Here is a 22,785-nt window from a genome sequence, read left to right as displayed (position 1 = left end):
GTGTTAACTCGCTATGCCTTATTCTTAATATTATTAAGTAAGGAGTAGGCTATGAGTTTGTCAATGAAAACAAAATTAAGCTTTGGGTTGGGTGCGTATGGTAAAGACTTTGCTATTGGTATTGTGTATATGTATCTGATGTACTATTACACCGATATAGTTGGAGCCTCTGCAGCTGTGGTTGGTACCATATTTATGGTGGCACGTATCTGGGATGCAGTTAACGATCCTATTATGGGCTGGATTGTAAATAATACACGTACTCGTTGGGGAAAGTTTAAACCTTGGATTTTAATTGGTACTATTCTTAATTCCATCAGCTTACTTTCATTATTTTATGCAGAATATTTCAGCGGAACAGCATTAATCATTTATATTGCAGTCACTTACATTTTATGGGGAATGACTTATACGTTAATGGATATTCCATTTTGGTCACTCACACCAACATTAACCCTTGATCAACGTGAACGTGAAGAACTTGTGCCTTACCCACGTTTTTTCGCAAGCCTTGCTAACTTTGTGACAGCGGGTGTTTGTTTATGGTTCGTAGAACATGTCGGGGGGGGAGATCAAGGTTTTGGTTTCCGTATGTTTGTATGGGTAATCATTGCTTTCTTTACTGCTTCTACGATTATTACCCTAGTGAATGTTAAAGAAAAATATTCTTCAGATAACCTAGAAGAAAATCAAGGAGGACAAAAAGTTCCGTTAAAACAATTAGTTTCCTTAATTCCACGTAATGATCAGTTGTCAAGTCTGTTAATTATGGCGTTATGTTATAACATTGCTGGCAATATTGTGACATCTTTTGCTATTTATTATTTTACCTATGTGGTTGGAGATAAAGAGCTTTTCCCTTATTATATGTCTTATGCAGGTGCCGCTAATCTTATTGTGATTGTATTATTCTCAAGACTAGCAAAATTGTTTTCTCGTCGTATTCTATGGGCAACAGCTTCTATTTCGCCGATCTTATCTTGCCTTGTACTTGCCTATACGGGTATTTCTGATAATCATAGTATTTGGTTAATTATCTTCGCTGGTATATTAATGAATATTGGTACAGCCTTATTCTGGACATTACAAGTTATTATGGTGGCAGATACAGTCGATTATGGTGAATATAAGTTAGGCATCCGCTCAGAGTCTATCGCCTATGCAGTACAGACCATGGTGGTCAAAGCTGGTTCAGCAGTTTCTGCATTTTTAATCGGGGTATTATTAACGGTGATTGATTATGTACCGAATGTGCAACAAAGTGAAAGTACCATTTTCTATATGAAAGTGATTATGATAGGTTTGCCGATAGTTTTCTATTTGATTAAATTATTTGTCTATTTCCGCTATTATCGTCTTTACGGTGATCTGTTAGCAAAAGTCAATATCTGTTTGTTGGATAAATATCGGAAGTTTGAAAATGCTTGATATTGATAAAATGAATAACTAAAATAAGTTGGTTGGGGTTGATAAACGTCAACCAACTTTTTGTGGCTATAATAAAATAAAAGCACTTGCAAACAAGGTTAAATCCCTGTATAATCCCCCCACTTTCAACCCGAAAGTCGTTTAATGTAATCATTTATTAAACGTATCATCACGAGTATCATTGAGAAAGGTGATGAATAAAATGTTCCCGATTTGGGAGCTAAAATAGGTCTGCTGCACTTCCCTTTATTTAAGTTGTACAAAGGTGATGGTGTCAGTTTTTTATTAGCTAAAAATTATTGGAGCTCTGGTCTAATGCAGAACCAAAGAATCCGTATCCGCTTAAAAGCATTTGATCATCGCTTGATCGATCAATCTACGGCGGAGATCGTAGAAACAGCTAAACGTACTGGTGCACAAGTTCGTGGTCCAATTCCTTTACCAACTCGTAAAGAACGTTTTACCGTATTGATTTCACCACACGTTAATAAAGACGCTCGTGATCAATATGAAATCCGTACGCACAAACGTTTAGTTGATATTGTTGAGCCAACAGAAAAAACTGTTGATGCACTTATGCGTTTAGATCTGGCTGCCGGCGTTGACGTGCAGATCAGCCTAGGTTAATTTAAGAGGTTATTACAATGATTGGTTTAGTCGGTCGTAAAGTTGGTATGACGCGTGTCTTCACTGAAGACGGTGTGTCAATTCCAGTTACCGTTATCGAAATTGAATCCAACCGTGTGACTCAAGTGAAAACTCTTGAAAACGATGGCTATTCTGCTGTTCAAGTTACTACTGGCTCTAAAAAAGCAAGTCGTGTAACTAAGCCAGAAGCTGGTCATTTCGTGAAAGCAGGTGTTGAAGCTGGTCGCGGTTTATGGGAATTTCGTACTGAAGGTGAAGAATTCACTTTAGGTCAAGAAATTAATGTTGACATCTTTGCAGATGTTAAAAAAGTAGATGTTACTGGTACATCAAAAGGTAAAGGTTTCCAAGGCGGTGTTAAACGTTGGAATTTCCGTACTCAAGATGCTACTCACGGTAACTCTTTATCACATCGTGTGTTGGGTTCTATTGGTCAAAACCAAACCCCAGGTCGTGTGTTTAAAGGTAAAAAAATGGCTGGACACTTAGGTGCTGAACGTGTAACGGTTCAATCACTTGAAGTTGTTCGTGTTGATGTTGAGCGTAAATTATTATTAGTGAAAGGTGCCGTTCCAGGTGCAACTGATAGTAATGTTATCGTGAAACCAGCGGTTAAAGCGTAAGTCAGGAGATAGAGATGGAATTACAAGTTGTCGGTGCTAACGCACTCAGCGTTTCTGAAACTACCTTCGGACGTGAGTTTAATGAAGCGTTAATTCATCAAGTAGTTGTTGCTTATGCAGCAGGTGCTCGTCAGGGTTCTCGTGCACAAAAAACTCGTGCTGAAGTGTCTGGTTCAGGTAAAAAACCTTGGCGTCAAAAAGGTACAGGTCGTGCACGTTCTGGTGATATTAAATCACCAATCTGGCGTTCTGGTGGTATCACATTCGCTGCGAAACCACAAGATCACAGCCAAAAAGTGAACAAAAAAATGTACCGCGGTGCAATTAAAAGCATTTTATCTGAATTAGTTCGTCAAGACCGTTTGGTTGTGGTGGAAAAATTCGAAATTGATGCACCAAAAACGAAGTCATTAGTTCAAAAATTAAAAGATTTAGCGTTAACAGACGCATTAATCATTACTGCAAGTTTAGATGAAAATCTATTCTTAGCAGCACGCAACTTATATAAAGTTGATGTGCGTGATGTTCAAGGTATCGACCCTGTGAGCTTAATTGCTTTCGATAAAGTGGTTGTGACTGTGGATGCAGTAAAACAAATTGAGGAGATGTTAGCATGATTCAACAAGAACGTTTGCTAAGTGTGCTTAAAGCACCGCTTATCTCTGAGAAAGCAACAAATAATGCTGAAGGCTCAAACACTATCGTTTTCAAAGTGGCATTAGATGCCAATAAAGTTGAAATTGCTAATGCAGTGGCTCAACTTTTCGAAGTGAAAGTAGATTCAGTGCGTACTGTGGTTGTTAAGGGTAAAACCAAACGCCGTGGTGCGAAAGTGGGTCGCCGTAGCGACTGGAAAAAAGCTTATGTTACACTTCAAGAAGGACAATCTTTGGACTTCGCTGAAGGTGCGACAGAGTAATTAGGAGGAGAAATTAGAAATGGCTATCGTTAAATGTAAGCCGACCTCCGCTGGTCGTCGTCACGTTGTTAAAATCGTGAACCCTGAATTACATAAGGGTAAACCTTATGCACCGTTATTAGATACTAAATCTAAAACGGGTGGTCGTAATAATTTAGGACGTATCACTACTCGTCATATCGGTGGTGGTCATAAACAACATTATCGTTTAGTTGACTTTAAACGTAATAAGTTGGATATTCCAGCGGTTGTTGAGCGTCTTGAATATGATCCAAATCGTTCTGCCAATATTGCATTAGTGCTTTATAAAGACGGTGAACGCCGTTACATCTTAGCACCAAAAGGCTTATCAGTAGGCGATCAAATCCAAGCTGGCGTAAACTCACCAATTAAAGTGGGTAACTCATTACCAATGCGTAATATTCCAGTTGGTTCGACTGTACATAACGTTGAATTAAAACCAGGCAAAGGCGGTCAAATTGCCCGTTCTGCAGGGGCTTATGTACAAATCATCGCACGTGAAGGTAACTACGTTACATTGCGTTTACGTTCTGGCGAAATGCGTAAAGTATTAGCAGAATGTGTGGCGACCATCGGTGAAGTCGGTAACTCTGAACATATGTTGCGTGTACTTGGTAAAGCAGGTGCAAGCCGTTGGAGAGGGATTCGTCCTACCGTTCGTGGTACTGCAATGAACCCAGTAGATCACCCACACGGTGGTGGTGAAGGTCGTAACTTCGGTAAACACCCTGTTACACCTTGGGGCGTTCAGACCAAAGGTAAGAAAACTCGTCACAACAAACGTACTGATAAATTTATCGTACGTCGTCGTGGCAAATAATTTTATTAACTAAAGAGGATAAGCCATGCCACGTTCTCTCAAGAAAGGTCCTTTCCTTGACCTACACTTGTTGAAGAAGGTAGAGAAGGCGGTGGAAAGCGGGGATAAAAAACCAATTAAAACTTGGTCCCGTCGTTCAATGATCATTCCATCAATGATTGGTTTGACCATCGCAGTCCATAATGGTCGTCAGCACGTTCCTGTTTATGTTTCCGATGAAATGATCGGACATAAATTAGGCGAATTTGCACCGACTCGTACATACCGCGGTCACGCTGCGGATAAGAAAGCTAAGAAGTAAGAGGTAAAAGATGGAAACTATCGCAAAACATCGTTACGCTCGCACTTCAGCTCAAAAAGCTCGCTTAGTTGCGGATTTAATCCGTGGTAAAAAAGTTGCAGCCGCTCTTGAGATCTTAACTTACACCAACAAAAAAGCTGCGGCTTTGGTGAAGAAAGTGCTTGAGTCTGCGATTGCTAACGCCGAGCATAATGACGGTGCAGATATCGATGATCTCAAAGTCGCTAAGATTTTCGTTGACGAAGGTCCTAGTATGAAACGTGTTATGCCACGTGCCAAAGGCCGTGCAGATCGTATTTTAAAACGTACAAGCCACATCACTGTGGTTGTGTCAGATCGTTAATCGTAGAGGAATAGCAAATGGGTCAAAAAGTCCATCCACATGGTATTCGCCTAGGTATTGTTAAGCCTTGGAGCTCTACTTGGTTCGCGAATACACAAGACTTCGCCGATAATTTAGAAGGCGATTTCAACGTACGTAAATTCTTGAATAAAGAATTAGCGAGTGCTTCAGTGTCACGCATCACTATTGAGCGTCCTGCAAAAAGCATTCGTGTTACTATTCACACAGCTCGCCCAGGTATCGTTATCGGTAAAAAAGGCGAAGATGTTGAAAAATTACGCAATGCAGTAGCGAAAATCGCTGGTGTGCCTGCTCAAATCAACATTGCTGAAGTGAAAAAACCTGAATTAGATGCAAAATTAGTTGCAGACAGCATTGCTTCTCAATTAGAACGCCGTGTAATGTTCCGCCGTGCGATGAAACGTGCAGTACAAAACGCAATGCGTTTAGGTGCTAAAGGTATCAAAGTTGAAGTAAGCGGTCGTTTAGGTGGTGCAGAAATTGCACGCTCAGAATGGTATCGTGAAGGTCGTGTGCCATTACATACACTGCGTGCGGACATCGATTATAATACTGCAGAAGCACATACAACTTACGGCGTAATCGGCGTAAAAGTATGGATCTTCAAAGGTGAAATTTTAGGTGGAATGGCTGCAATTGCACAACAACCAGAACAACAACCTGCCCAGCCTAAAAAGGCACCACGTGGCAAAGGTCGTAAGTAAGGAGAACTGCTAAATGTTGCAACCAAAACGTACAAAATTCCGTAAAGTCCACAAAGGACGCAACCGTGGTTTAGCTGGCGGTACTGAAGTAAGTTTCGGTACATTCGGTTTAAAAGCGGTTGGTCGCGGTCGTTTAACAGCTCGTCAAATTGAAGCGGCTCGTCGTGCGATGACACGTGCGGTTAAACGTCAAGGTAAAATCTGGATTCGTGTATTCCCAGACAAACCAATTACCGAAAAACCATTAGAAGTTCGTATGGGTAAAGGTAAAGGTAACGTGGAATACTGGGTAGCCCTTATCCAACCAGGTAAAGTACTTTATGAAATGGACGGAGTTTCAGAAGAAATCGCTCGCAATGCGTTCGCATTAGCAGCGGCGAAACTTCCAATTAAAACAACGTTCGTAATTAAGACGGTGATGTAATGAAAGCTCAAGAACTAAGAAACAAAAACGTTGAAGAGCTGAATGCTGAGTTAGTGAACCTTTTAGGTGAACAATTCAAATTGCGTATGCAAGCAGCCACCGGTCAGCTTCAACAAACCCATCAGTTAAAACAAGTGCGTCGTAGTATTGCACAAATTAAAACTGTGTTAACCGAAAAGGCGGGTGAGTAATGACTGATAAAATTCGTACAGTTCAAGGTCGTGTAATCAGCGATAAAATGGATAAATCTTTCACAATCGCCATTGAGCGTAAAGTGAAACACCCACTATTGGGTAAATTTATCCGTCGTACCACAAAATTACACGTTCACGATGAAAATAACGAAGCAAGAATTGGTGATGTAGTAGAGATCAAAGAATCTCGTCCTATCTCAAAAACCAAATCTTGGACATTGGTTCGTGTCGTTGAAAAAGCAGTTGTTGCTTAATCTTCGATAATCAAAAAATGAAAAGCTCAGCATTGCTGGGCTTTTTTTCTGTATAAGCTAAGTATTTCTTATGTCAGCTTTAATTTTGCAAATAATCATTGTACAATCGGAATGAAGACAAAAATATTGTATTTACGGAGAAGAAGATGGAAATTTATGGTGATTATTACCTATTTGAATATCTTAATAAATTTCTTGCTAAACGGGGACTGTCCCAAGTCTCAGGTAAGCCACTTTATACTTATTTAGTGACGAAAGCAGAATTTTATGAGTTTGAAAAATTATTAAAATTTCCTCCGCACTTTAAGCCACAAAATAATCTTTATTGGTGTGCATTGTATTGTTTGTATGGCTCGGAATGGTATCGTCAAAAATACCGTGGTGAGTGGAGTTGGGATGGGATTGATAATATCTTTGATACGCCAATTGATGCGAATTTACGAAGTAAAATCATTATTAACGGATTTCGTTATTGGAAACGAGAAATTGCACAATATGATGATCACCGTAAAAGTTATTTAGGTTCTGTTTTTCGTGAAGGTGGTTTACCTTATATTTTACTGACCCAGACTGATAGTCGTTTCCAAGATCTGTTCCGCAACATATTATCTTTATATTCTTATAATCCACAAGTTTTATTAGATTATCATTTATTATTACCCTATCTTACTTATTTTCCCGAAGCCTTAAAGGGAGATGTAACGCTTTCATTGATCATTGAGATGGCGACTAAGTTGATTAAATTAGTAGATATATATGATCTTTCCAACAGAGTAAATCCCATCAATTATTTAAATGAACATAATGCAGATTGGCGTGAAGATTTCCCAATTCCTTTTGATGAGAGTACGGCAGATACATTTTTGGCGGGGTTATTGATATCTACAGTAGAAGAAAAAAGTCGTAAAACAAGAAATATAGCACGTTATGAACTCGCTTATAAATTAATTGATAAAGAAAATGTTAAGTTTAAATTGGAACTGATATTAAATAAGCACTTTAGTTTTAATAGTGATTCTGTCATTCAGGGCGAATGGTTTACCCTTTTCTTATATGAAGGAAATTATCCTTTGGCAGAACTAACATCGGGTTATCCATTAAAAACAGAAAACAATCATATCCAAGTATTATTAAAGTCAGATTTTTTTGAGATTTATCGTAAAGTCTGTAATTGCCCACTCTATTTAGCAATTAAACAACAAGGGCATATTATTTATCAAGAAGAATTATCTCAAAGTGAGATTAATCTAGATGAAATGCCCTTTATTTTAAATGAATTTAATGAGCTTGTTGGGCTAGGAAGCGTTAAGAAAGAGGCGGGATTATTTCATATTATGATTTCTTCTACTGCGACTTATCAAGCAGCAGAGAATAGCCAAGTAGAGATATTGGATAGTTCTGAACAATGGCAATATTTATCCTTAATTGGGGATATCTGGGTTTATTATGATCAGGAAGCATTTTTTATTTCAACGAAACAAAATGTATTTAAGCGAGATGTTCAAGTATGCGGCAAAACATTGCCTTATTATTCACCATCTGGGAGACCAATTTATTTAGGTAAGCCTTATATTAATGATACTGAACATTTTCATTTAGATATGAATCATTCGGCCAATCTGGCTGAAAACTTTGGTGAACATTTTGTTCGTGTTTTGGATAAAAATAATCAGTTATTTTTTAGAAAGAAAGTCTCTATTTTACCTGATGGATTTTCTATAAAGTTATTAAACAATGGTAGTGATCCGAGAACAGGGCGTATTCGTATTACTTGCCCTATCCCCTTTATGGTGAAAATATTAACCGGTAGCGTGGAGGGGCAGTTAGAAAACATAAGCGGACTTCAAAAAGAATTAACAGTTTCAAGCCAATTTATTATTGAGAAATTGGTAATAGATGTGCGTATTAACTTGTTCTCATCAGTATTGGTTGAGATTCCTTATCCATCATCTGGAGCGTTAATTTTTGATGCAGATGAGAAAGAAGTGAAATACAATCAATCATTGTCAATTAGCGAGCTTTTAGGAGCTAGATTAAAATTATATCCCGATATTGATACCTCAGCGAATTATGAAATTCTTTTAAAGAATGGTCAAAATAATCAGTATGCATGGCAGTATTTCAATGTAGTCAACCCATTAGAAATTAGTTTATATGATTTTAAAAACTCAATTTTGTCATTACTTGCTTCATCAGCTAATTTAGATGATTATGCAAGGATGTTTATTTCTAAGTCAGGTAAACAACTACGTCAGGTAGATATTAAATTATATGCAGCCGATCCAAGAATTGAAAATGGGGTTGTTTATTTTGATGATATTCCAAAAGATAACGTTCAATTACAGTTGTTATCATTAGTTTCTTTAAATGTTCAAGATTTATTATTTAATGAAGAAATCAAAGGATATGTTTTACCCGAACATATTGTTGACCCCAGTTTAGTAGTTACATCAAAAACATCAAAAATACAAAGTCGGTCTTGCTTCATTTCTGGTGCCGAGAATGTTGTAATAGACGGAGAGTTGCAACAAGTTATTACTAAAGATCCTATTGTTTATCAACAATATTATGCAGATATGATTGAAATGATGGTAAATGATTTTACTCATTCAGGTTGGGATTATTTAAAAGAGTTATATAATCGTTTTAATTATTTGCCATTGTCAACATTTTCAATTTGGAAATATCTTGTCAAAAATACGAGAGCATTAGTATTGTTTATGATGAAAGCTAATGATGTTGACAAGGCAATGAAACAATTCCAAGAAGAATTTAATGTTATTTGGGAAATTATCCCGATAGATGTATGGAATGAAATGTTTGATGTTTTCAAGTTATCATTAAATGTATTCTCCGAAGAAATACAAAAAGTATTGCTAGAAAATCGGTTTAATTTAATCAGTGCGTTTCTATGCTGTTTTAATTACACAAAGAGTGACAAGCAGAATGATTTCGACATAGAATTTATGAATAATACAGTATTACCATTGTGGTATGATGATATGTGTCGAATGAATGTGAATAAATCCTATTGGCCTACCTATTTTTTTGATGAGTTGCAAGGCTGGATTAGGGAAATGAATATCCCATTTAATTTAAAAAATATTTATCATTCATCTGTTGTTTATATGCCTTTTTTTGCTGCTGCAATGGCAGTGAATAAGGTAACGCTTGAGCGGCTTAATATGACAGAACCAAGTGATTTTTTTAATTTTAGGCAGTTAATGGAATTTGAATATCATAGCTGGTTTAAACCAGTATATCAGTATGCGATTCAATATTTTACGGAGAACGAGAAAAAATGAGACCTTATTTTGCTACATTAAAAGAACAAGCCAATAATCGAGCGAAAGAATCTTCTTTGAGTATTTTAGGTATTTCAAATCCGAGTTTACGCAATCATTTAAGTAAACAGATGACGGAAGAAGAACCTTTTGTCACCAAGCCTGTTTTTGAACCCATGTTCGCTTGGAAAGCACATACAAATACGATGGAAGAACTTGTTACGGAAGGGTTGTTATCTAAGGAAATTGTTACCGCATTAAATGAAGCAGTTATTCAAGATGCAGATGAAAATAATAAAAATCGATATGCGTTTAAAAAACAATGGAAGCCCTTTGCACATCAATATAAAGCGTGGAAAGATCTTTTATCTGATACACCACAATCAAGAATTATTACTAGTGGTACGGGGTCAGGTAAAACGGAGTGTTTTATGGTTCCTGTTTTGGAAGATCTGTATCGGGAAATGAACCAAAGCAATAAACCCTTGATGGGTGTGCGGGCATTATTTCTTTATCCTTTGAATGCGTTAATTAGCTCACAACGTGAGCGTTTGCAAGCGTGGACACATTATTTTGGAGATAAAATTCGTTACTGTTTATACAATGGACAGACCAAAGAATATGCAGATGATGTAAAAGATTTACAGGCTAATTATCCGCAAGAAGTTTTTTCTCGAGAACGAATGCGGGATAATCCAGCCCCGATTTTAGTCACAAATGGCACAATGTTAGAGTATATGTTAGTGCGACAAGTTGATGCACCTATTCTTAATCAATCACAAGGAGCATTGCGTTGGATTATTCTGGATGAAGCTCATACCTATGTGGGGTCACAAGCTGCGGAATTAGCATTACAACTTCGCCGAGTCATGTTAGCTTTTGGTGTAAAAGCAGAAAATGTACGATTTGTGGCGACATCAGCTACGATTGCAGGTGAAGAAGCGGAATCTCAATTAAAACGTTATTTAGCCAGCCTTGCTAATATTCCAGAATCACAGATAGCTGTGATTGGTGGGCAACGTCAAGTTCCTGATATTCCCGTTACTGAGAATCATCCATACACTTTAGATGAATTGGAAACACTGGATAATGATAATGAAGTGTCGGAAGCACGTTTTGTTGCTCTAGCCAAGACACCTTTAGCCAGAGAAATTAGACACATCTTTGCTAAAAACCCCGTTTCTATTGAAGCGGCATTAAAATATTTCTCAAACTTAGATGAGCAGTCATTATATCGTTGGCTGGATCTTTGTACTTCTACTCGTGCAACTGAACAAGGAGAAGCCTTTTTAAAATTACGAGCACATTATTTTCAACGAACATTATCTGGATTATGGGCATGTATTGATCCTAATTGTACTTGTAAAGACCACTCTTTAGTCAAAGAAAAATGGCCTTTTGGTAAGGTGTATAGTCAAGTTCGTTCAAGATGTGAGTGTGGTGCTGCCGTATTTGAGTTAGTTTTTTGTCAGGAATGTAATGAACCACATTTACTGGCAAGTCGTATCAATATGAAATTAGAGCAATGGACAGGAAAAGTGGAAGATGAATTTTCATTATTAGATGAAAATCCATCGGATGATATGGCTGATGAAGAGGCTATATCAGAAAATATGCCTGTAAGTCGAGATGAAGAATTGTTGCTTGGATTACACCCTCATTCCGAATATGTGCTTCAACGATTAGATAAATTTGGAAATATTCAGAATTTGAATGATGATGGGATTGATTATTATCAATTACATAGTGATACACAGACTTGTTGTGCTTGTGGTCATACAGGACGTGGATTATATGGTAAAGCGATGCGGAGAGCATTATTAGGGGTGCCATTTTATTCAATGAATCTTGTTCCGACGGTGCTCGAATATTGTCCAGAAATAGAAGAAAATAAATTGACTAAGCCCAATAGAGGACGACGGTTAATTACCTTTACTGATAGTCGTCAAGGTACAGCCAAAATGTCGATTAAAATGCAACAAGATGCTGAACGTTCTCGTTTACGTGGACTTGTGGTGAATTGTTTGAAAAAATCAGTAGAACGGAAATCACAATTTCCTGAACATCTACAATCTAAGATGAATGGCTTTGATAAATTAGGAAAAGAACATTTAAAAGCAAATTGGTCAGTGATCAAATCTGTATTGAGTGAATTAAATGACAAGGAAATCAAGGAGATTGAAGATTATTTAAATAGTGAAGATAAAATAACACCTAAAGCAAGAGCTTGGTTAGATGTTGTTAGTGAATTGACCAAAGATCCAGAACTTGCAGAGATAATGTTAAAAGAAAATCGTCAGTTATCGCCACAGGTATTTGATTCAGCGGATGGGTTGAATCGTTTGGCTCGATTATTGTTGTTGCGAGAATTTATGGTTCGCCCTAAGAACCGTAATAATTTGGAAACTCAAGGCTTAGTGAAATTAGTTTATCCTGCTTTAGATAAAATTACTAAAGTACCAGAATATTGGGAAGATAAAGGTCTTTCACTCCGTGATTGGAAAGATTTTCTTAAAATTTCTTTAGACTTTTATGTTCGCCAAAATATTTTCTTAACGATTGAACGGGAGACATTGCGTTGGATTGGTATGCCATTTTATTCGCGTAGTTTGATCAGTCCCACATCTCAAGATAAAAGTGAAGGGAGAGTATTAACGTGGGTACAGGTGAAGTCGAATAATGAACAACAGCAGCGGTTAATTAATTTACTTTCTATTGGAGCAAAATTGGACGTTAAGTATGCAAGGGATAGAGTGATTTTAAATAAATGGTTACAAGATGCTTGGGATCAATTAATTGCAAGCCATATTCTTATTGGTTCCGCAGATAAAAAGTATCATCTTGATTTCACAGGTGTTTTTGATAACCAAAATGCGGTGGGATTATCGTTAATTGACAGAGCTTATATTTGTCCAATTACCAATAAACTATTGGATACTACATTTAAAGGCTTTACCCCTTATCTTCCTGCTGCTTTTAGAAAAGTGAGTCAAACATCGGACTTTGCAGAATTTAAGTGTCGTGAAATTGCTATGCCGAAATTATGGGCATTTAAAGATGGTGATGATTATTTAAAAGCATTGGAATTAACTCGCAAACAGATTCATCAAAATGCTGAAATTCAAGTCTTAAGAGAGCAGAATTTATGGACAGATATCAATGATAGTGCGATGGAAGGAGGTTGTTATTATACTGTTGCAGAACATTCTGCCCAACAGGAAGCGAGTAAGTTACAACAATATGAAAAAAAATTCAAAGCGGGTCAGAAAAACATTCTAAACTGCTCGACAACAATGGAAATGGGGGTTGATATTGGGGGAATTGTCGCAGTAATTATGAATAATGTACCGCCACATCCAGCAAATTATTTGCAAAGAGCGGGGCGAGCAGGACGTTCTAAAGAATCTCGAGCGATTAGTTTTACCCTTTGTAAAGATAACCCACACGATCAGGCGGTTTTTTCAAATCCTAAATGGGCGTTTGAAACCGCTATTCCAGCACCTTATGTTGAATTTAGCTCACAAAAATTGATTCAACGTCATTTAAATGCTTTTTTATTAGGGAAATTTTTACGTTCTTTAGGTATAGAAAAAGATCGTACTAAACTTAATTTACAGTGGTTTTATGGACGAACGGCAGGTGATAATAGTGTTTCATTTGCACAACAGTTTGAGCATTGGTTAGGCAATAAAAAGACGCTGTCTAAATATGAGAAAGACCTTTCTTGGGTGATTAGAGGAACAGAATTGCAGTCAATGCCTTTTTCCCGTATTTGTACTCGTACAAAAGAGAATATTCAAGTCTTACGGGAACGTTGGGAAGAAAATTATCACTACTTACAAAGAGAATTAGCGTCAGCTACCAAGGGAAGTCATTATTATAGTAAGTTAAAATTAGATTTAGATCGTTTGACTGACACTTATCTGCTAAGTTATTTAGCATCTCATTCTTTTTTACCAGGTTATGGATTTCCAACCGATATTGTATCTTTTGATACAGATAGTATTGAACACAATAACAGAGAGCGTGGAAATGGGAGTAAAAATAAAATAAAAACATTGCCAACGAGACAGCTCCCCGTAGCGATCCGAGAATATGCTCCAGGAGTAGATATTGCCCTAGATGGTGTTGTGTATCGTTCCGTTGGTATTGCCTTGAATTGGCAAAAAATTTATTCGCCTACTGCAAAAGAAGCTCAAAAACTTGATGTGGCTTGGCGTTGTCCCAAATGTGGTTCCTCTGGTTATGAAGATGGAGCAGAAAAGTATGGACAATTATGTTGTTCGCATTGTGATGCCCCCATTCCTGAAGAATATCAAAAGAAAGTTATTCAACCTACAGGGTTTGTAGCAGATTATTACCGACCTTTATCAAATAATATTGTAGAGAATCATTTCCTGCCAATTCAAAATGCTTGGGTGATTGCAAAAGGGGAAATGAAATTTTTACCAACACCTAATTTGGGTGTAATGCGAGCAGATCCCCAAGGAAAAGTATTCCACCATTCATCAGGTTTTGCTGGAAAGGGATATGCTATTTGTATGGGTTGTGGGCGTGCTGAATCAATGACAAAAGAGGGTTTCCCAGCGATGCTTAATCCAGAAAAGAATGACCGGAGACATTATTCCCCTAAAGCAACAAATAAAAATCAGCGAGAATATTGTTCAGGGACGATTTTAGGTAATATTCATCTCGGTGTTTCTTCCAATACTGACGTATTTGAACTTGTGCTACGTAGTCCAGAAAAGGGATTGTTGGATGATAGAGCAGATAAAGTTATTGCTGTGACGTTGGCTGTCGCTTTACGTAGAGCATTAACTGAAGAATTGGGAATATCAACTGACGAAGTACAATACAGTGTTCGCCCCGTTATCTTAAATGGTGAGCATAGTTTAGCTTTACAATTATTTGATACTATTGCTGGAGGGGCTGGTTTTGCAAGTTCTGCACCTCGGTATATAGTGTCAATTTTGCAAAAAATGATCAAAATATTACATTGTACTCATCAATGTGAAGCATTTTGTGTCCATTGTTTGCTTGAGCAAGACTCTCGTTTTGACTCTGATAAACTTAATCGATTAAAAGCGTTGGAATGGTTAGGTTCTTCATTTAGCCATTACTTAGCATTACCTCCAGAATATCAAGAGATGATCAATGGAGGACGTTACAGTCCATTGAGTTTAACAGAAAAACTTCGGGATTTATTAAATCAAAATATGACAAAATGTAAGTTTATATTATCTCGTGATCCAGAAGATTGGGATATTTCTTTGGAACCGTTACGAACGGTCATAATGCCATTATTATTAGCGGATGTGCGGGTTGTTTTTGTTATTGAGAAACAAACTTATAGCACCGACGTTTTGCGTTTTTTTGCTCAATTACAACATCTTGGGATCGTATTTGAATATGCTAAAGTAAAAGCGGGTATTGTATATCAAGCAGCCATTGGAACACGTTGCGTTACTGTGGCGACGAGAGATGATTCTGCGGTGCGATTAGGTGAAAGTTGGTTAAATAGTAAAGATATTGTTTTATACTCAGAACAAGAAGCAATGATTGAGGGAGAAACTTCGGAATCTTTTCCATTAGAAATGGATAAAATATTCGCAATTTGTGATGAATTAAGCCACGTTCCTTTATCTAAATTTGGTGAAAAATTCAGAAAAATTTTGGAGAAACAAGAAATTACATTTAAGAGTATATTACAAACTGAAGCATTAGAGAGAGTTTGTTATTCAGATCGATATTTGAGAACACCAGAGATGATCCTACTACTAGGAGAGATTCTTAAAGTTATTATTGGAAAATCGCAATGTGAGATAAATATTAAAACGGTTTTTGAGAAAAGAGATGATGATAGAAGCCCTTATCTATTACGTCATAATTGGAGAAATAAAAGGGATTATCAAGGTGTTGTTGAAAAATACTTATCACAGGCTCTGTCTACTTCTGTGTTTTTAGATATTGCACAAGGGAATAAAGGAGCGTTACATGCACGTATTTTAGATTTGTACTTTATATCAGGAAAACATTATCAAATTTTCTTTGATCAAGGAATGGGATATTGGCATATCGAAAATGCGTATCATCGCTCTTATAAATATAGCTTTGTCGATATTGTTGATGGACAAATAAGCACATTAAATCAAATTCGAAATGATAGAGGGTCTGATATTGTAAATGATGAATATCCGACAAGTGTGATGCTTAAATGTCTTAAATTTTAGAATGTCGGGTAATTCCAGTTGATTTTATCGTGTCTTTTTGTTAGAATCCGCAAACTATTTACATTAAGGTAGATAGGTTCGTCCCGCAAGGGTGTTTTTAACTTAAACGGAGCACTAATATGATCCAGACACAGACTATGCTAGACGTTGCTGATAACTCAGGCGCTCGTAGCGTAATGTGTATTAAGGTTCTAGGTGGATCGCACCGTCGTTATGCTGCTATTGGTGATATCATCAAAATTACTGTGAAAGAAGCAATTCCTCGTGGTAAAGTGAAAAAAGGTGATGTGTTAAAAGCAGTTGTCGTGCGCACTAGAAAGGGTGTTCGTCGCCCAGACGGATCAGTCATTCGTTTCGATGGTAATGCTTGTGTGATTTTAAATAATAACACGGAGCAACCTATCGGTACCCGTATTTTTGGACCTGTGACGCGTGAACTTCGCTCTGAGAAGTTTATGAAGATCATTTCTTTAGCACCAGAAGTACTATAAGGGAGAGATAAGAAATGGCTGCAAAAATTCGTCAAAATGATGAAGTAATCGTTCTTGCCGGTAAAGATAAAGGCAAACGTGGAAAGGTAACTCAAGTGTTACCAAACGGTAAAGTTCTTGTTGAAGGTATTAAAATCATTACTAAACATGAAAAACCTGTACCTGCTTTAGGCAAAGAGGGTGGTTTAGTGAAGAAAGAAGCGCCAATTGATGCGTCAAATGTAGCGATCTTCAATCCAACAACTAACAAAGCTGACCGTGTAGGTTTTAGATTCGAAGATGGCAAAAAAGTCCGTTTCTTCAAATCTAATAATGAAATTATTTAACAAATTGGAGTAATGCGATGGCGAAACTGCATGATTACTACAGAGATCAAGTAGTTAATGAATTGAAAAACAAATTCAACTACGCATCTGTCATGCAAGTCCCACGAATCGAAAAGATTACCCTGAATATGGGTGTGGGTGAAGCATTGACCGATAAGAAATTGCTAGATAACGCCGTAGCGGATTTAGCAGCGATTAGCGGTCAAAAACCTTTAATTACTAAAGCACGCAAATCTGTTGCAGGCTTTAAAATCCGTCAGGGATATCCAATCGGTTGTAAAGTAACACTACGTGGTGAACGTATGTGGGAGTTCTTTGAACGTTTAATTACAATTGCTGTTCCACGTATTCGTGACTTCCGCGGTTTAAGTGCGAAATCATTTGATGGTCGTGGTAATTACAGTATGGGTGTGCGTGAGCAAATCATCTTCCCTGAAATCGACTATGATAAAGTTGATCGTGTTCGTGGTTTAGATATTACTATTACCACAACAGCTAAGAATGATGAAGAAGGTCAAGCACTACTTGCTGCCTTTAATTTCCCATTCCGTAAATAAGGCAGGTTATCAATGGCTAAACAATCAATGAAAGCACGCGATGTAAAACGCGTTAAATTGGCTGAAAAGTTCTATGCTCAACGTGTAGAATTGAAAAAAATCATTTCTGACGTGAATTCTTCTGATGAAGATCGTTGGAGTGCGGTGTTAAAGTTACAAACTTTACCGCGTGATTCAAGCCCAAGTCGCCAACGTAACCGCTGTCGCCAAACTGGTCGTCCTCACGGCGTATTAAGTAAGTTTGGTTTAAGCCGTATTAAGGTCCGTGAAGCAGCCATGCGTGGTGAGATCCCAGGTCTTAAAAAAGCAAGTTGGTAATGTACCACTTTATATTGGAATCGGAGAATAAAGCACAATGAGTATGCAAGATCCAATCGCAGATATGTTGACCCGTATTCGTAACGGTCAAGCTGCGAACAAAGTTGCGATCAGTATGCCTTCATCCAAGCTAAAAGTGGCTATTGCCAATGTGTTAGCGGAAGAAGGTTACGTTGAAAGCGTAAAAGTTTTAGAAGGTGTAAAACCTGAATTGGAAATTACATTAAAATATTTCCAAGGTAAACCAGTTGTAGAAAGTATCCAACGTGTAAGCCGTCCAGGTCTTCGTATTTACAAACGTAAAGACGAATTACCAAAAGTAATGGGTGGTTTAGGTGTTGCTGTGGTTTCTACATCTAAAGGTGTGATGACTGACCGTGCTGCTCGTCAAGCGGGTTTAGGCGGCGAAATCATCTGTTATGTAGCTTAATGGAGAGGTAGGAAAAATGTCTCGTGTTGCAAAAGCACCCGTAACTGTTCCTGCCGGTGTTGAGGTTAAACTTAACGGCCAGCTATTAACAGTGAAAGGTAAGAATGGTGAGTTAACTCGTACTATTCATAACTCAGTTGAAGTTAAACAAGATAATGGTGCATTAACTTTCGCACCACGTGATGGTAGTGTGGGTGCAAATGCACAATCAGGTACTGCACGTGCGTTGGTTAATGCAATGGTTATTGGTGTTACCGAAGGTTTCACAAGAAAATTACAACTCGTCGGTGTGGGTTATAGAGCACAAGTAAAAGGCAACGTAGTTGGTTTGAGCTTAGGTTTTTCACACCCTGTCGAGCACACTTTACCAGCAGGTATTACTGCAGAATGTCCATCTCAAACCGAAATCGTGTTGAAAGGTGCTGACAAACAATTAATCGGTCAAGTGGCTGCAGATATTCGTGCATACCGTAAACCAGAACCTTATAAAGGTAAAGGTGTTCGTTATGCGGACGAAGTTGTACGTACTAAAGAAGCCAAGAAAAAATAATTAAGGTAACACTATGGATAAGAAATCAGCTCGTATCCGTCGTGCAGCTCGTGCTCGTCATATGATGAGAGAGCAAGGTGTAACGCGTTTAGTCGTTCACCGCACTCCGCGTCATATTTACGCACAAGTGATTGCACCGAACGGTTCAGAAGTGCTTGCCGCTGCTTCTACAGTAGAAAAAGCAATTAGTGAGCAAGTAAAATATACCGGTAACAAAGATGCTGCTGCAGTAGTGGGTAAAGCCGTTGCTGAGCGTGCATTAGCGAAAGGCGTGAAAGACGTTGCTTTCGATCGTTCTGGTTTTAAATATCATGGTCGTGTCCAATCTTTAGCGGACGCTGCTCGTGAAGCTGGTCTACAGTTCTAATAGAGGAAATTGAGATGTCAAACATCGAAAAACAAGCTGGTGAACTGCAAGAGAAGCTAATCGCGGTAAACCGTGTATCAAAAACTGTAAAAGGTGGTCGTATTATGAGCTTTACTGCTTTGACAGTAGTAGGTGATGGTAATGGTCGTATCGGTTTTGGTTATGGTAAAGCACGCGAAGTTCCAGCAGCAATCCAAAAAGCAATGGAAAAAGCACGTCGTAACATGATTAACGTAGCTTTAAATGAAGGTACATTACAACACCCAGTGAAAGGTGTTCATACTGGTTCTCGTGTATTTATGCAACCAGCAAGCGAAGGTACAGGTATCATCGCAGGCGGTGCAATGCGTGCAGTATTAGAAGTCGCTGGTGTACGTAATGTTCTATCTAAAGCATACGGTTCAACCAACCCAATTAACGTTGTGCGTGCAACAATTGATGCACTCGCAAATATGAAATCACCAGAGATGGTTGCTGCAAAACGTGGCAAAACCGTTGATGAAATTTTGGGGTAATGGATTATGGCTAAAACTATTAAAGTAACTCAAACTCGTAGCTCAATTGCTCGTTTACCGAAGCATAAAGCCACATTAAAAGGTTTAGGTCTTCGCCATATTCGTCATACTGTAGAACTAGAAGATACACCTTCTGTTCGTGGTATGATTAACCAAGTTTCTTATATGGTTAAAGTGGAGGAGTAAGAGAATGCGTTTAAATACTCTATCTCCGGCTGAAGGTGCGAAGCACAGTGCTAAGCGTTTAGGTCGTGGTATTGGTTCAGGTCTAGGCAAAACTGGTGGACGTGGTCATAAAGGTCAGAAATCTCGTACTGGTGGCGGTGTTCGTCGCGGTTTCGAGGGTGGTCAAATGCCTTTATATCGTCGTTTACCAAAATTTGGTTTTACTTCAATGAAAGCAGCCGTAACCGCTGAAATTCGTTTGAATGATTTAACTAAAGTAGAAGGTAATGTTGTCACTTTAGATTCATTAAAGGCAGCGAACTTAGTCACTAAAGATATTCAATTTGTTAAAATTATTTTAGCGGGTGAAGTCAAAGGTACAGTAACTGTTCGTGGTTTACGTGTAACTAAGGGTGCGAAAGCAGCGATTGAAGCTGCTGGTGGATCAATCGAGGAATAATTAACAGATGGCTAAGCAACCAGGGTATCAAAGTAGAAGTACTCAAAGCGGTAAAGGTGAACTTAAAAGTAGATTACTTTTTGTATTAGGTGCACTAATCGTTTTCCGTATTGGTTCTTTCATTCCGGTTCCTGGTATTGATGCGGCCGTGTTAGCTCAATTAATTGAACAGCAAAAAGGCACCATCATTGAAATGTTTAATATGTTCTCTGGTGGTGCATTGAGCCGTGCGTCAATTTTTGCTCTGGGTATTATGCCGTATATCTCGGCATCAATTATTATTCAGTTGCTGACCACGGTTTATCCTGCATTAAATGAGTTGAAGAAAGAAGGTGAATCTGGTCGCCGTAAAATGAGTAAGTACACGCGTTACACAACGTTAGGGCTTGCCACGTTACAGGCGATAGGTATTTCAACTGGTTTACCAAGTATGTTGCCAGGACTAGTGCCTAATTTAGGCTTTGGTTTTTATTTTACAGCAGTAATTAGTCTTGTCACAGGAACTATGTTCTTAATGTGGTTAGGTGAACAGATTACTGAGCGTGGGATTGGTAACGGTATTTCTTTAATCATCTTCGCAGGTATCGTAGCTGGTCTTCCAGCTGCTATTGGTCAAACTATTGAGCAGGCGCGTCAAGGGCAAATGCATCCATTAGTTCTTTTATTGATTGCCGTAGTTGTTTTTGCTGTGACTTATTTCGTTGTATTCGTTGAACGAGGACAACGTCGAGTAAAAGTAGAATATGCTAAGCGTCAACAAGGGCGTCAAATATTAGGTGGAGGATCGTCACATTTACCATTAAAAGTAAATATGGCAGGTGTTATTCCAGCTATCTTCGCATCAAGTGTTATTTTGTTTCCTGCAACAATAACATCATGGTTTGGTGAAGGTTCTAGCCTTGAGTGGTTAACGAATTTATCGTTAATGTTACAGCCAGGTCAGCCAATTTATTTGATTGTCTATGCTGCAGCGATTATGTTCTTTAGCTTTTTCTATGCTGCAATGCAATTTAATCCGCGTGATACAGCCGATAATTTGAAAAAATCTGGAGCATTTATCCCAGGAATTAGACCAGGTGAACAAACATCTCGTTATATAGATAAAATTATGACCCGTCTTACCTTAGTGGGTGGTCTTTATATTATATTCGTATGTTTAGTTCCTTATATTATGACATCAGCTTGGAATGTCCAATTTTATTTTGGCGGTACTTCCTTGTTAATCGTTGTAGTGGTAATTATGGATTTCATCGTGCAGGTTCAAAGTCATTTAATGTCGACTAAATATGAATCTGCTTTGAAAAAGGCAAACCTTAAAGGTTTTGGACAGTAATTTGTCCATTTTATAAAGAAAGGATAAGCAATGAAAGTTCGTGCTTCCGTAAAGAGAATTTGTCGTAACTGTAAAATTGTGAAACGTGAAGGTGTTGTTCGTGTATTATGTAGCGACCCTAAACATAAACAACGTCAAGGTTAATTGATAATTTTTTCTTGCAAAGAACCAGTTGAGCAGTTATACTGCTCAGCTCATTTATGTCCTTGGTATATTGTTTGAGTATCCTGAAAACGGGCTTTTCAAGATCAATATACCAAATTAGTTAAAAAATAGGAGTGCATAGTGGCCCGTATTGCAGGCATTAACATTCCTGATCATAAACATACTGTAATCGCTTTAACAGCAATTTATGGTATCGGTAAAACCCGTGCACAAGCTATTTGTGCTGCGACTGGTATTGCTGAAAGCGTTAAGATCAGAGAATTGTCTGAAGAGCAGATTGATAAACTGCGTGACGAAGTTGGTAAATTTACCGTTGAAGGTGACTTACGCCGTGAAGTAACACTTAACATCAAACGTCTATTAGACTTAGGTTGTTATCGTGGTTTACGCCACCGTCGTAGTTTACCGGTACGTGGTCAACGTACTAAAACTAATGCGCGTACCCGTAAGGGTCCACGTAAGCCGATCAAAAAATAAGTCGGGGTAAAGATTAAATGGCTAAAACACCAGTTCGTGCACGTAAACGTGTAAAAAAACAAGTTGTAGATGGCGTAGCTCACATTCACGCATCTTTCAATAATACAATCGTGACTATTACTGACCGTCAAGGTAATGCTCTAGCGTGGGCAACCGCAGGTGGTTCAGGTTTCCGTGGTTCTCGTAAATCCACTCCGTTCGCCGCACAGGTTGCAGCAGAGCGTTGTGCTGAAGTTGTCAAAGAATTTGGCTTAAAGAACTTGGAAGTTATGGTTAAAGGTCCGGGTCCAGGTCGTGAATCAACAATCCGTGCATTAAATGCAGCAGGATTCAAAATCACGAACATTACAGATGTGACTCCGATTCCTCATAACGGTTGTCGTCCACCGAAAAAACGTCGTGTTTAATTTGACGTTA

At 38.1% G+C, this 22,785-nt stretch carries 28 protein-coding genes; all 28 read left to right on the top strand.

The features are described from left to right. Positions 1-63: 63 nt before the first annotated feature. Complete coding sequence (melB, locus tag O1Q80_RS00400; RefSeq protein WP_386688264.1) at positions 64-1,428, top strand: melibiose:sodium transporter MelB; 1,365 nt, start codon at positions 64-66, stop codon at positions 1,426-1,428. A gap of 315 nt (positions 1,429-1,743) precedes the next feature. Beyond that, entirely contained in the window at positions 1,744-2,055 is a 312-nt protein-coding gene (gene rpsJ / locus O1Q80_RS00395) for a 30S ribosomal protein S10 (protein WP_001181005.1), read from the top strand. A 17-nt stretch (positions 2,056-2,072) separates the two neighbouring features. Continuing rightward, positions 2,073-2,699: a 50S ribosomal protein L3 gene (gene rplC, locus O1Q80_RS00390; RefSeq protein ID WP_386687933.1), complete on the top strand. Its 627-nt coding sequence runs from the start codon at positions 2,073-2,075 to the stop codon at positions 2,697-2,699. Positions 2,700-2,713: 14 nt separating this feature from the next. Beyond that, positions 2,714-3,316 carry a 50S ribosomal protein L4 gene (rplD, locus tag O1Q80_RS00385; protein WP_386691562.1) on the top strand — a complete coding sequence of 201 codons (603 nt, stop codon included), beginning with the start codon at positions 2,714-2,716 and terminating at the stop codon, positions 3,314-3,316. Then, positions 3,313-3,618 (top strand): 50S ribosomal protein L23, encoded by a 306-nt coding sequence (gene rplW, locus O1Q80_RS00380; RefSeq protein ID WP_386687930.1) that lies wholly within the window; start codon positions 3,313-3,315, stop codon positions 3,616-3,618. The genes rplD and rplW overlap by 4 nt, the downstream gene beginning before the upstream one ends. A 19-nt stretch (positions 3,619-3,637) precedes the next feature. Further along, positions 3,638-4,459, top strand: a complete 822-nt coding sequence (gene rplB / locus O1Q80_RS00375; protein WP_386687928.1) for a 50S ribosomal protein L2 — start codon at positions 3,638-3,640, stop codon at positions 4,457-4,459. Positions 4,460-4,484: 25 nt separating this feature from the next. Continuing rightward, positions 4,485-4,760: a 30S ribosomal protein S19 gene (rpsS, locus tag O1Q80_RS00370; RefSeq protein WP_005539416.1), complete on the top strand. Its 276-nt coding sequence runs from the start codon at positions 4,485-4,487 to the stop codon at positions 4,758-4,760. Between the two features lie 10 nt (positions 4,761-4,770). Next, complete coding sequence (gene rplV / locus O1Q80_RS00365) at positions 4,771-5,103, top strand: 50S ribosomal protein L22 (protein ID WP_012072223.1); 333 nt, start codon at positions 4,771-4,773, stop codon at positions 5,101-5,103. Between the two features lie 17 nt (positions 5,104-5,120). Then, a complete protein-coding gene (gene rpsC / locus O1Q80_RS00360; protein WP_132299970.1) occupies positions 5,121-5,828 on the top strand; it encodes a 30S ribosomal protein S3 in 708 nt (235 codons plus the stop codon). 13 nt (positions 5,829-5,841) lie between these two features. Then, positions 5,842-6,252, top strand: a complete 411-nt coding sequence (gene rplP / locus O1Q80_RS00355; protein WP_386695011.1) for a 50S ribosomal protein L16 — start codon at positions 5,842-5,844, stop codon at positions 6,250-6,252. Next, a complete protein-coding gene (rpmC, locus tag O1Q80_RS00350) occupies positions 6,252-6,443 on the top strand; it encodes a 50S ribosomal protein L29 (protein ID WP_078239930.1) in 192 nt (63 codons plus the stop codon). Before rplP ends, rpmC begins: the two co-directional genes overlap by 1 nt. After that, a complete protein-coding gene (gene rpsQ, locus O1Q80_RS00345) occupies positions 6,443-6,700 on the top strand; it encodes a 30S ribosomal protein S17 (RefSeq protein ID WP_386695009.1) in 258 nt (85 codons plus the stop codon). The genes rpmC and rpsQ overlap by 1 nt, the downstream gene beginning before the upstream one ends. 146 nt (positions 6,701-6,846) lie before the next feature. After that, positions 6,847-10,005 (top strand): STY4851/ECs_5259 family protein, encoded by a 3,159-nt coding sequence (locus O1Q80_RS00340; RefSeq protein ID WP_386695007.1) that lies wholly within the window; start codon positions 6,847-6,849, stop codon positions 10,003-10,005. Next, positions 10,002-16,214, top strand: a complete 6,213-nt coding sequence (locus O1Q80_RS00335) for a DEAD/DEAH box helicase (RefSeq protein WP_386695005.1) — start codon at positions 10,002-10,004, stop codon at positions 16,212-16,214. The genes O1Q80_RS00340 and O1Q80_RS00335 overlap by 4 nt, the downstream gene beginning before the upstream one ends. A 119-nt stretch (positions 16,215-16,333) precedes the next feature. Continuing rightward, positions 16,334-16,705, top strand: coding sequence for a 50S ribosomal protein L14 (gene rplN, locus O1Q80_RS00330; protein ID WP_132302868.1), 372 nt, complete (start codon positions 16,334-16,336; stop codon positions 16,703-16,705). 14 nt (positions 16,706-16,719) lie between these two features. Further along, positions 16,720-17,031: a 50S ribosomal protein L24 gene (rplX, locus tag O1Q80_RS00325; RefSeq protein WP_386695003.1), complete on the top strand. Its 312-nt coding sequence runs from the start codon at positions 16,720-16,722 to the stop codon at positions 17,029-17,031. 17 nt (positions 17,032-17,048) lie between these two features. After that, positions 17,049-17,588, top strand: a complete 540-nt coding sequence (gene rplE, locus O1Q80_RS00320) for a 50S ribosomal protein L5 (RefSeq protein WP_133545470.1) — start codon at positions 17,049-17,051, stop codon at positions 17,586-17,588. 12 nt (positions 17,589-17,600) lie between these two features. After that, positions 17,601-17,906: a 30S ribosomal protein S14 gene (gene rpsN, locus O1Q80_RS00315; protein ID WP_132302871.1), complete on the top strand. Its 306-nt coding sequence runs from the start codon at positions 17,601-17,603 to the stop codon at positions 17,904-17,906. Positions 17,907-17,943: 37 nt separating this feature from the next. Beyond that, positions 17,944-18,336 carry a 30S ribosomal protein S8 gene (rpsH, locus tag O1Q80_RS00310; protein ID WP_132302872.1) on the top strand — a complete coding sequence of 131 codons (393 nt, stop codon included), beginning with the start codon at positions 17,944-17,946 and terminating at the stop codon, positions 18,334-18,336. Positions 18,337-18,352: 16 nt separating this feature from the next. Then, positions 18,353-18,886: a 50S ribosomal protein L6 gene (gene rplF / locus O1Q80_RS00305; protein WP_386687897.1), complete on the top strand. Its 534-nt coding sequence runs from the start codon at positions 18,353-18,355 to the stop codon at positions 18,884-18,886. Between the two features lie 13 nt (positions 18,887-18,899). Continuing rightward, a complete protein-coding gene (gene rplR / locus O1Q80_RS00300; RefSeq protein ID WP_386687895.1) occupies positions 18,900-19,253 on the top strand; it encodes a 50S ribosomal protein L18 in 354 nt (117 codons plus the stop codon). Positions 19,254-19,267: 14 nt separating this feature from the next. Beyond that, on the top strand, positions 19,268-19,768 hold the full coding sequence (gene rpsE / locus O1Q80_RS00295) for a 30S ribosomal protein S5 (RefSeq protein ID WP_132302875.1): 501 nt from the start codon (positions 19,268-19,270) through the stop codon (positions 19,766-19,768). Between the two features lie 6 nt (positions 19,769-19,774). Further along, entirely contained in the window at positions 19,775-19,954 is a 180-nt protein-coding gene (gene rpmD / locus O1Q80_RS00290; protein ID WP_132302876.1) for a 50S ribosomal protein L30, read from the top strand. Positions 19,955-19,958: 4 nt separating this feature from the next. Further along, complete coding sequence (rplO, locus tag O1Q80_RS00285) at positions 19,959-20,393, top strand: 50S ribosomal protein L15 (protein WP_386695001.1); 435 nt, start codon at positions 19,959-19,961, stop codon at positions 20,391-20,393. Between the two features lie 7 nt (positions 20,394-20,400). Continuing rightward, positions 20,401-21,726 (top strand): preprotein translocase subunit SecY, encoded by a 1,326-nt coding sequence (secY, locus tag O1Q80_RS00280; RefSeq protein ID WP_386687890.1) that lies wholly within the window; start codon positions 20,401-20,403, stop codon positions 21,724-21,726. 30 nt (positions 21,727-21,756) lie between these two features. Next, complete coding sequence (gene rpmJ, locus O1Q80_RS00275; RefSeq protein ID WP_005759601.1) at positions 21,757-21,870, top strand: 50S ribosomal protein L36; 114 nt, start codon at positions 21,757-21,759, stop codon at positions 21,868-21,870. 141 nt (positions 21,871-22,011) lie between these two features. Next, complete coding sequence (gene rpsM, locus O1Q80_RS00270; RefSeq protein ID WP_386687887.1) at positions 22,012-22,368, top strand: 30S ribosomal protein S13; 357 nt, start codon at positions 22,012-22,014, stop codon at positions 22,366-22,368. Positions 22,369-22,385: 17 nt separating this feature from the next. Then, the gene (gene rpsK, locus O1Q80_RS00265) at positions 22,386-22,775 is read left to right on the top strand and encodes a 30S ribosomal protein S11 (protein WP_132302881.1); all 390 of its coding nucleotides are present in this window, start codon (positions 22,386-22,388) and stop codon (positions 22,773-22,775) included. Positions 22,776-22,785: the final 10 nt, after the last annotated feature.

Origin of the sequence: Lonepinella sp. MS14435 (genome assembly GCF_042485795.1) — a bacterium.
Lineage (GTDB): Bacteria > Pseudomonadota > Gammaproteobacteria > Enterobacterales > Pasteurellaceae > Lonepinella.
The sequence above is the reverse complement of the archived record's forward strand: the minus strand, read 5'-3'. Positions and strand labels throughout refer to the sequence as shown.

What these genes read in the sequence shown, in the direction of transcription:
- melB (WP_386688264.1), top strand. Translation starts at nt 64, where the DNA reads ATGAAAACAAAATTAAGCTTTGGGTTGGGTGCGTATGGTAAAGACTTT.
- rpsJ (WP_001181005.1), top strand. Translation starts at nt 1,744, where the DNA reads ATGCAGAACCAAAGAATCCGTATCCGCTTAAAAGCATTTGATCATCGC.
- rplC (WP_386687933.1), top strand. Translation starts at nt 2,073, where the DNA reads ATGATTGGTTTAGTCGGTCGTAAAGTTGGTATGACGCGTGTCTTCACT.
- rplD (WP_386691562.1), top strand. Translation starts at nt 2,714, where the DNA reads ATGGAATTACAAGTTGTCGGTGCTAACGCACTCAGCGTTTCTGAAACT.
- rplW (WP_386687930.1), top strand. Translation starts at nt 3,313, where the DNA reads ATGATTCAACAAGAACGTTTGCTAAGTGTGCTTAAAGCACCGCTTATC.
- rplB (WP_386687928.1), top strand. Translation starts at nt 3,638, where the DNA reads ATGGCTATCGTTAAATGTAAGCCGACCTCCGCTGGTCGTCGTCACGTT.
- rpsS (WP_005539416.1), top strand. Translation starts at nt 4,485, where the DNA reads ATGCCACGTTCTCTCAAGAAAGGTCCTTTCCTTGACCTACACTTGTTG.
- rplV (WP_012072223.1), top strand. Translation starts at nt 4,771, where the DNA reads ATGGAAACTATCGCAAAACATCGTTACGCTCGCACTTCAGCTCAAAAA.
- rpsC (WP_132299970.1), top strand. Translation starts at nt 5,121, where the DNA reads ATGGGTCAAAAAGTCCATCCACATGGTATTCGCCTAGGTATTGTTAAG.
- rplP (WP_386695011.1), top strand. Translation starts at nt 5,842, where the DNA reads ATGTTGCAACCAAAACGTACAAAATTCCGTAAAGTCCACAAAGGACGC.
- rpmC (WP_078239930.1), top strand. Translation starts at nt 6,252, where the DNA reads ATGAAAGCTCAAGAACTAAGAAACAAAAACGTTGAAGAGCTGAATGCT.
- rpsQ (WP_386695009.1), top strand. Translation starts at nt 6,443, where the DNA reads ATGACTGATAAAATTCGTACAGTTCAAGGTCGTGTAATCAGCGATAAA.
- O1Q80_RS00340 (WP_386695007.1), top strand. Translation starts at nt 6,847, where the DNA reads ATGGAAATTTATGGTGATTATTACCTATTTGAATATCTTAATAAATTT.
- O1Q80_RS00335 (WP_386695005.1), top strand. Translation starts at nt 10,002, where the DNA reads ATGAGACCTTATTTTGCTACATTAAAAGAACAAGCCAATAATCGAGCG.
- rplN (WP_132302868.1), top strand. Translation starts at nt 16,334, where the DNA reads ATGATCCAGACACAGACTATGCTAGACGTTGCTGATAACTCAGGCGCT.
- rplX (WP_386695003.1), top strand. Translation starts at nt 16,720, where the DNA reads ATGGCTGCAAAAATTCGTCAAAATGATGAAGTAATCGTTCTTGCCGGT.
- rplE (WP_133545470.1), top strand. Translation starts at nt 17,049, where the DNA reads ATGGCGAAACTGCATGATTACTACAGAGATCAAGTAGTTAATGAATTG.
- rpsN (WP_132302871.1), top strand. Translation starts at nt 17,601, where the DNA reads ATGGCTAAACAATCAATGAAAGCACGCGATGTAAAACGCGTTAAATTG.
- rpsH (WP_132302872.1), top strand. Translation starts at nt 17,944, where the DNA reads ATGAGTATGCAAGATCCAATCGCAGATATGTTGACCCGTATTCGTAAC.
- rplF (WP_386687897.1), top strand. Translation starts at nt 18,353, where the DNA reads ATGTCTCGTGTTGCAAAAGCACCCGTAACTGTTCCTGCCGGTGTTGAG.
- rplR (WP_386687895.1), top strand. Translation starts at nt 18,900, where the DNA reads ATGGATAAGAAATCAGCTCGTATCCGTCGTGCAGCTCGTGCTCGTCAT.
- rpsE (WP_132302875.1), top strand. Translation starts at nt 19,268, where the DNA reads ATGTCAAACATCGAAAAACAAGCTGGTGAACTGCAAGAGAAGCTAATC.
- rpmD (WP_132302876.1), top strand. Translation starts at nt 19,775, where the DNA reads ATGGCTAAAACTATTAAAGTAACTCAAACTCGTAGCTCAATTGCTCGT.
- rplO (WP_386695001.1), top strand. Translation starts at nt 19,959, where the DNA reads ATGCGTTTAAATACTCTATCTCCGGCTGAAGGTGCGAAGCACAGTGCT.
- secY (WP_386687890.1), top strand. Translation starts at nt 20,401, where the DNA reads ATGGCTAAGCAACCAGGGTATCAAAGTAGAAGTACTCAAAGCGGTAAA.
- rpmJ (WP_005759601.1), top strand. Translation starts at nt 21,757, where the DNA reads ATGAAAGTTCGTGCTTCCGTAAAGAGAATTTGTCGTAACTGTAAAATT.
- rpsK (WP_132302881.1), top strand. Translation starts at nt 22,386, where the DNA reads ATGGCTAAAACACCAGTTCGTGCACGTAAACGTGTAAAAAAACAAGTT.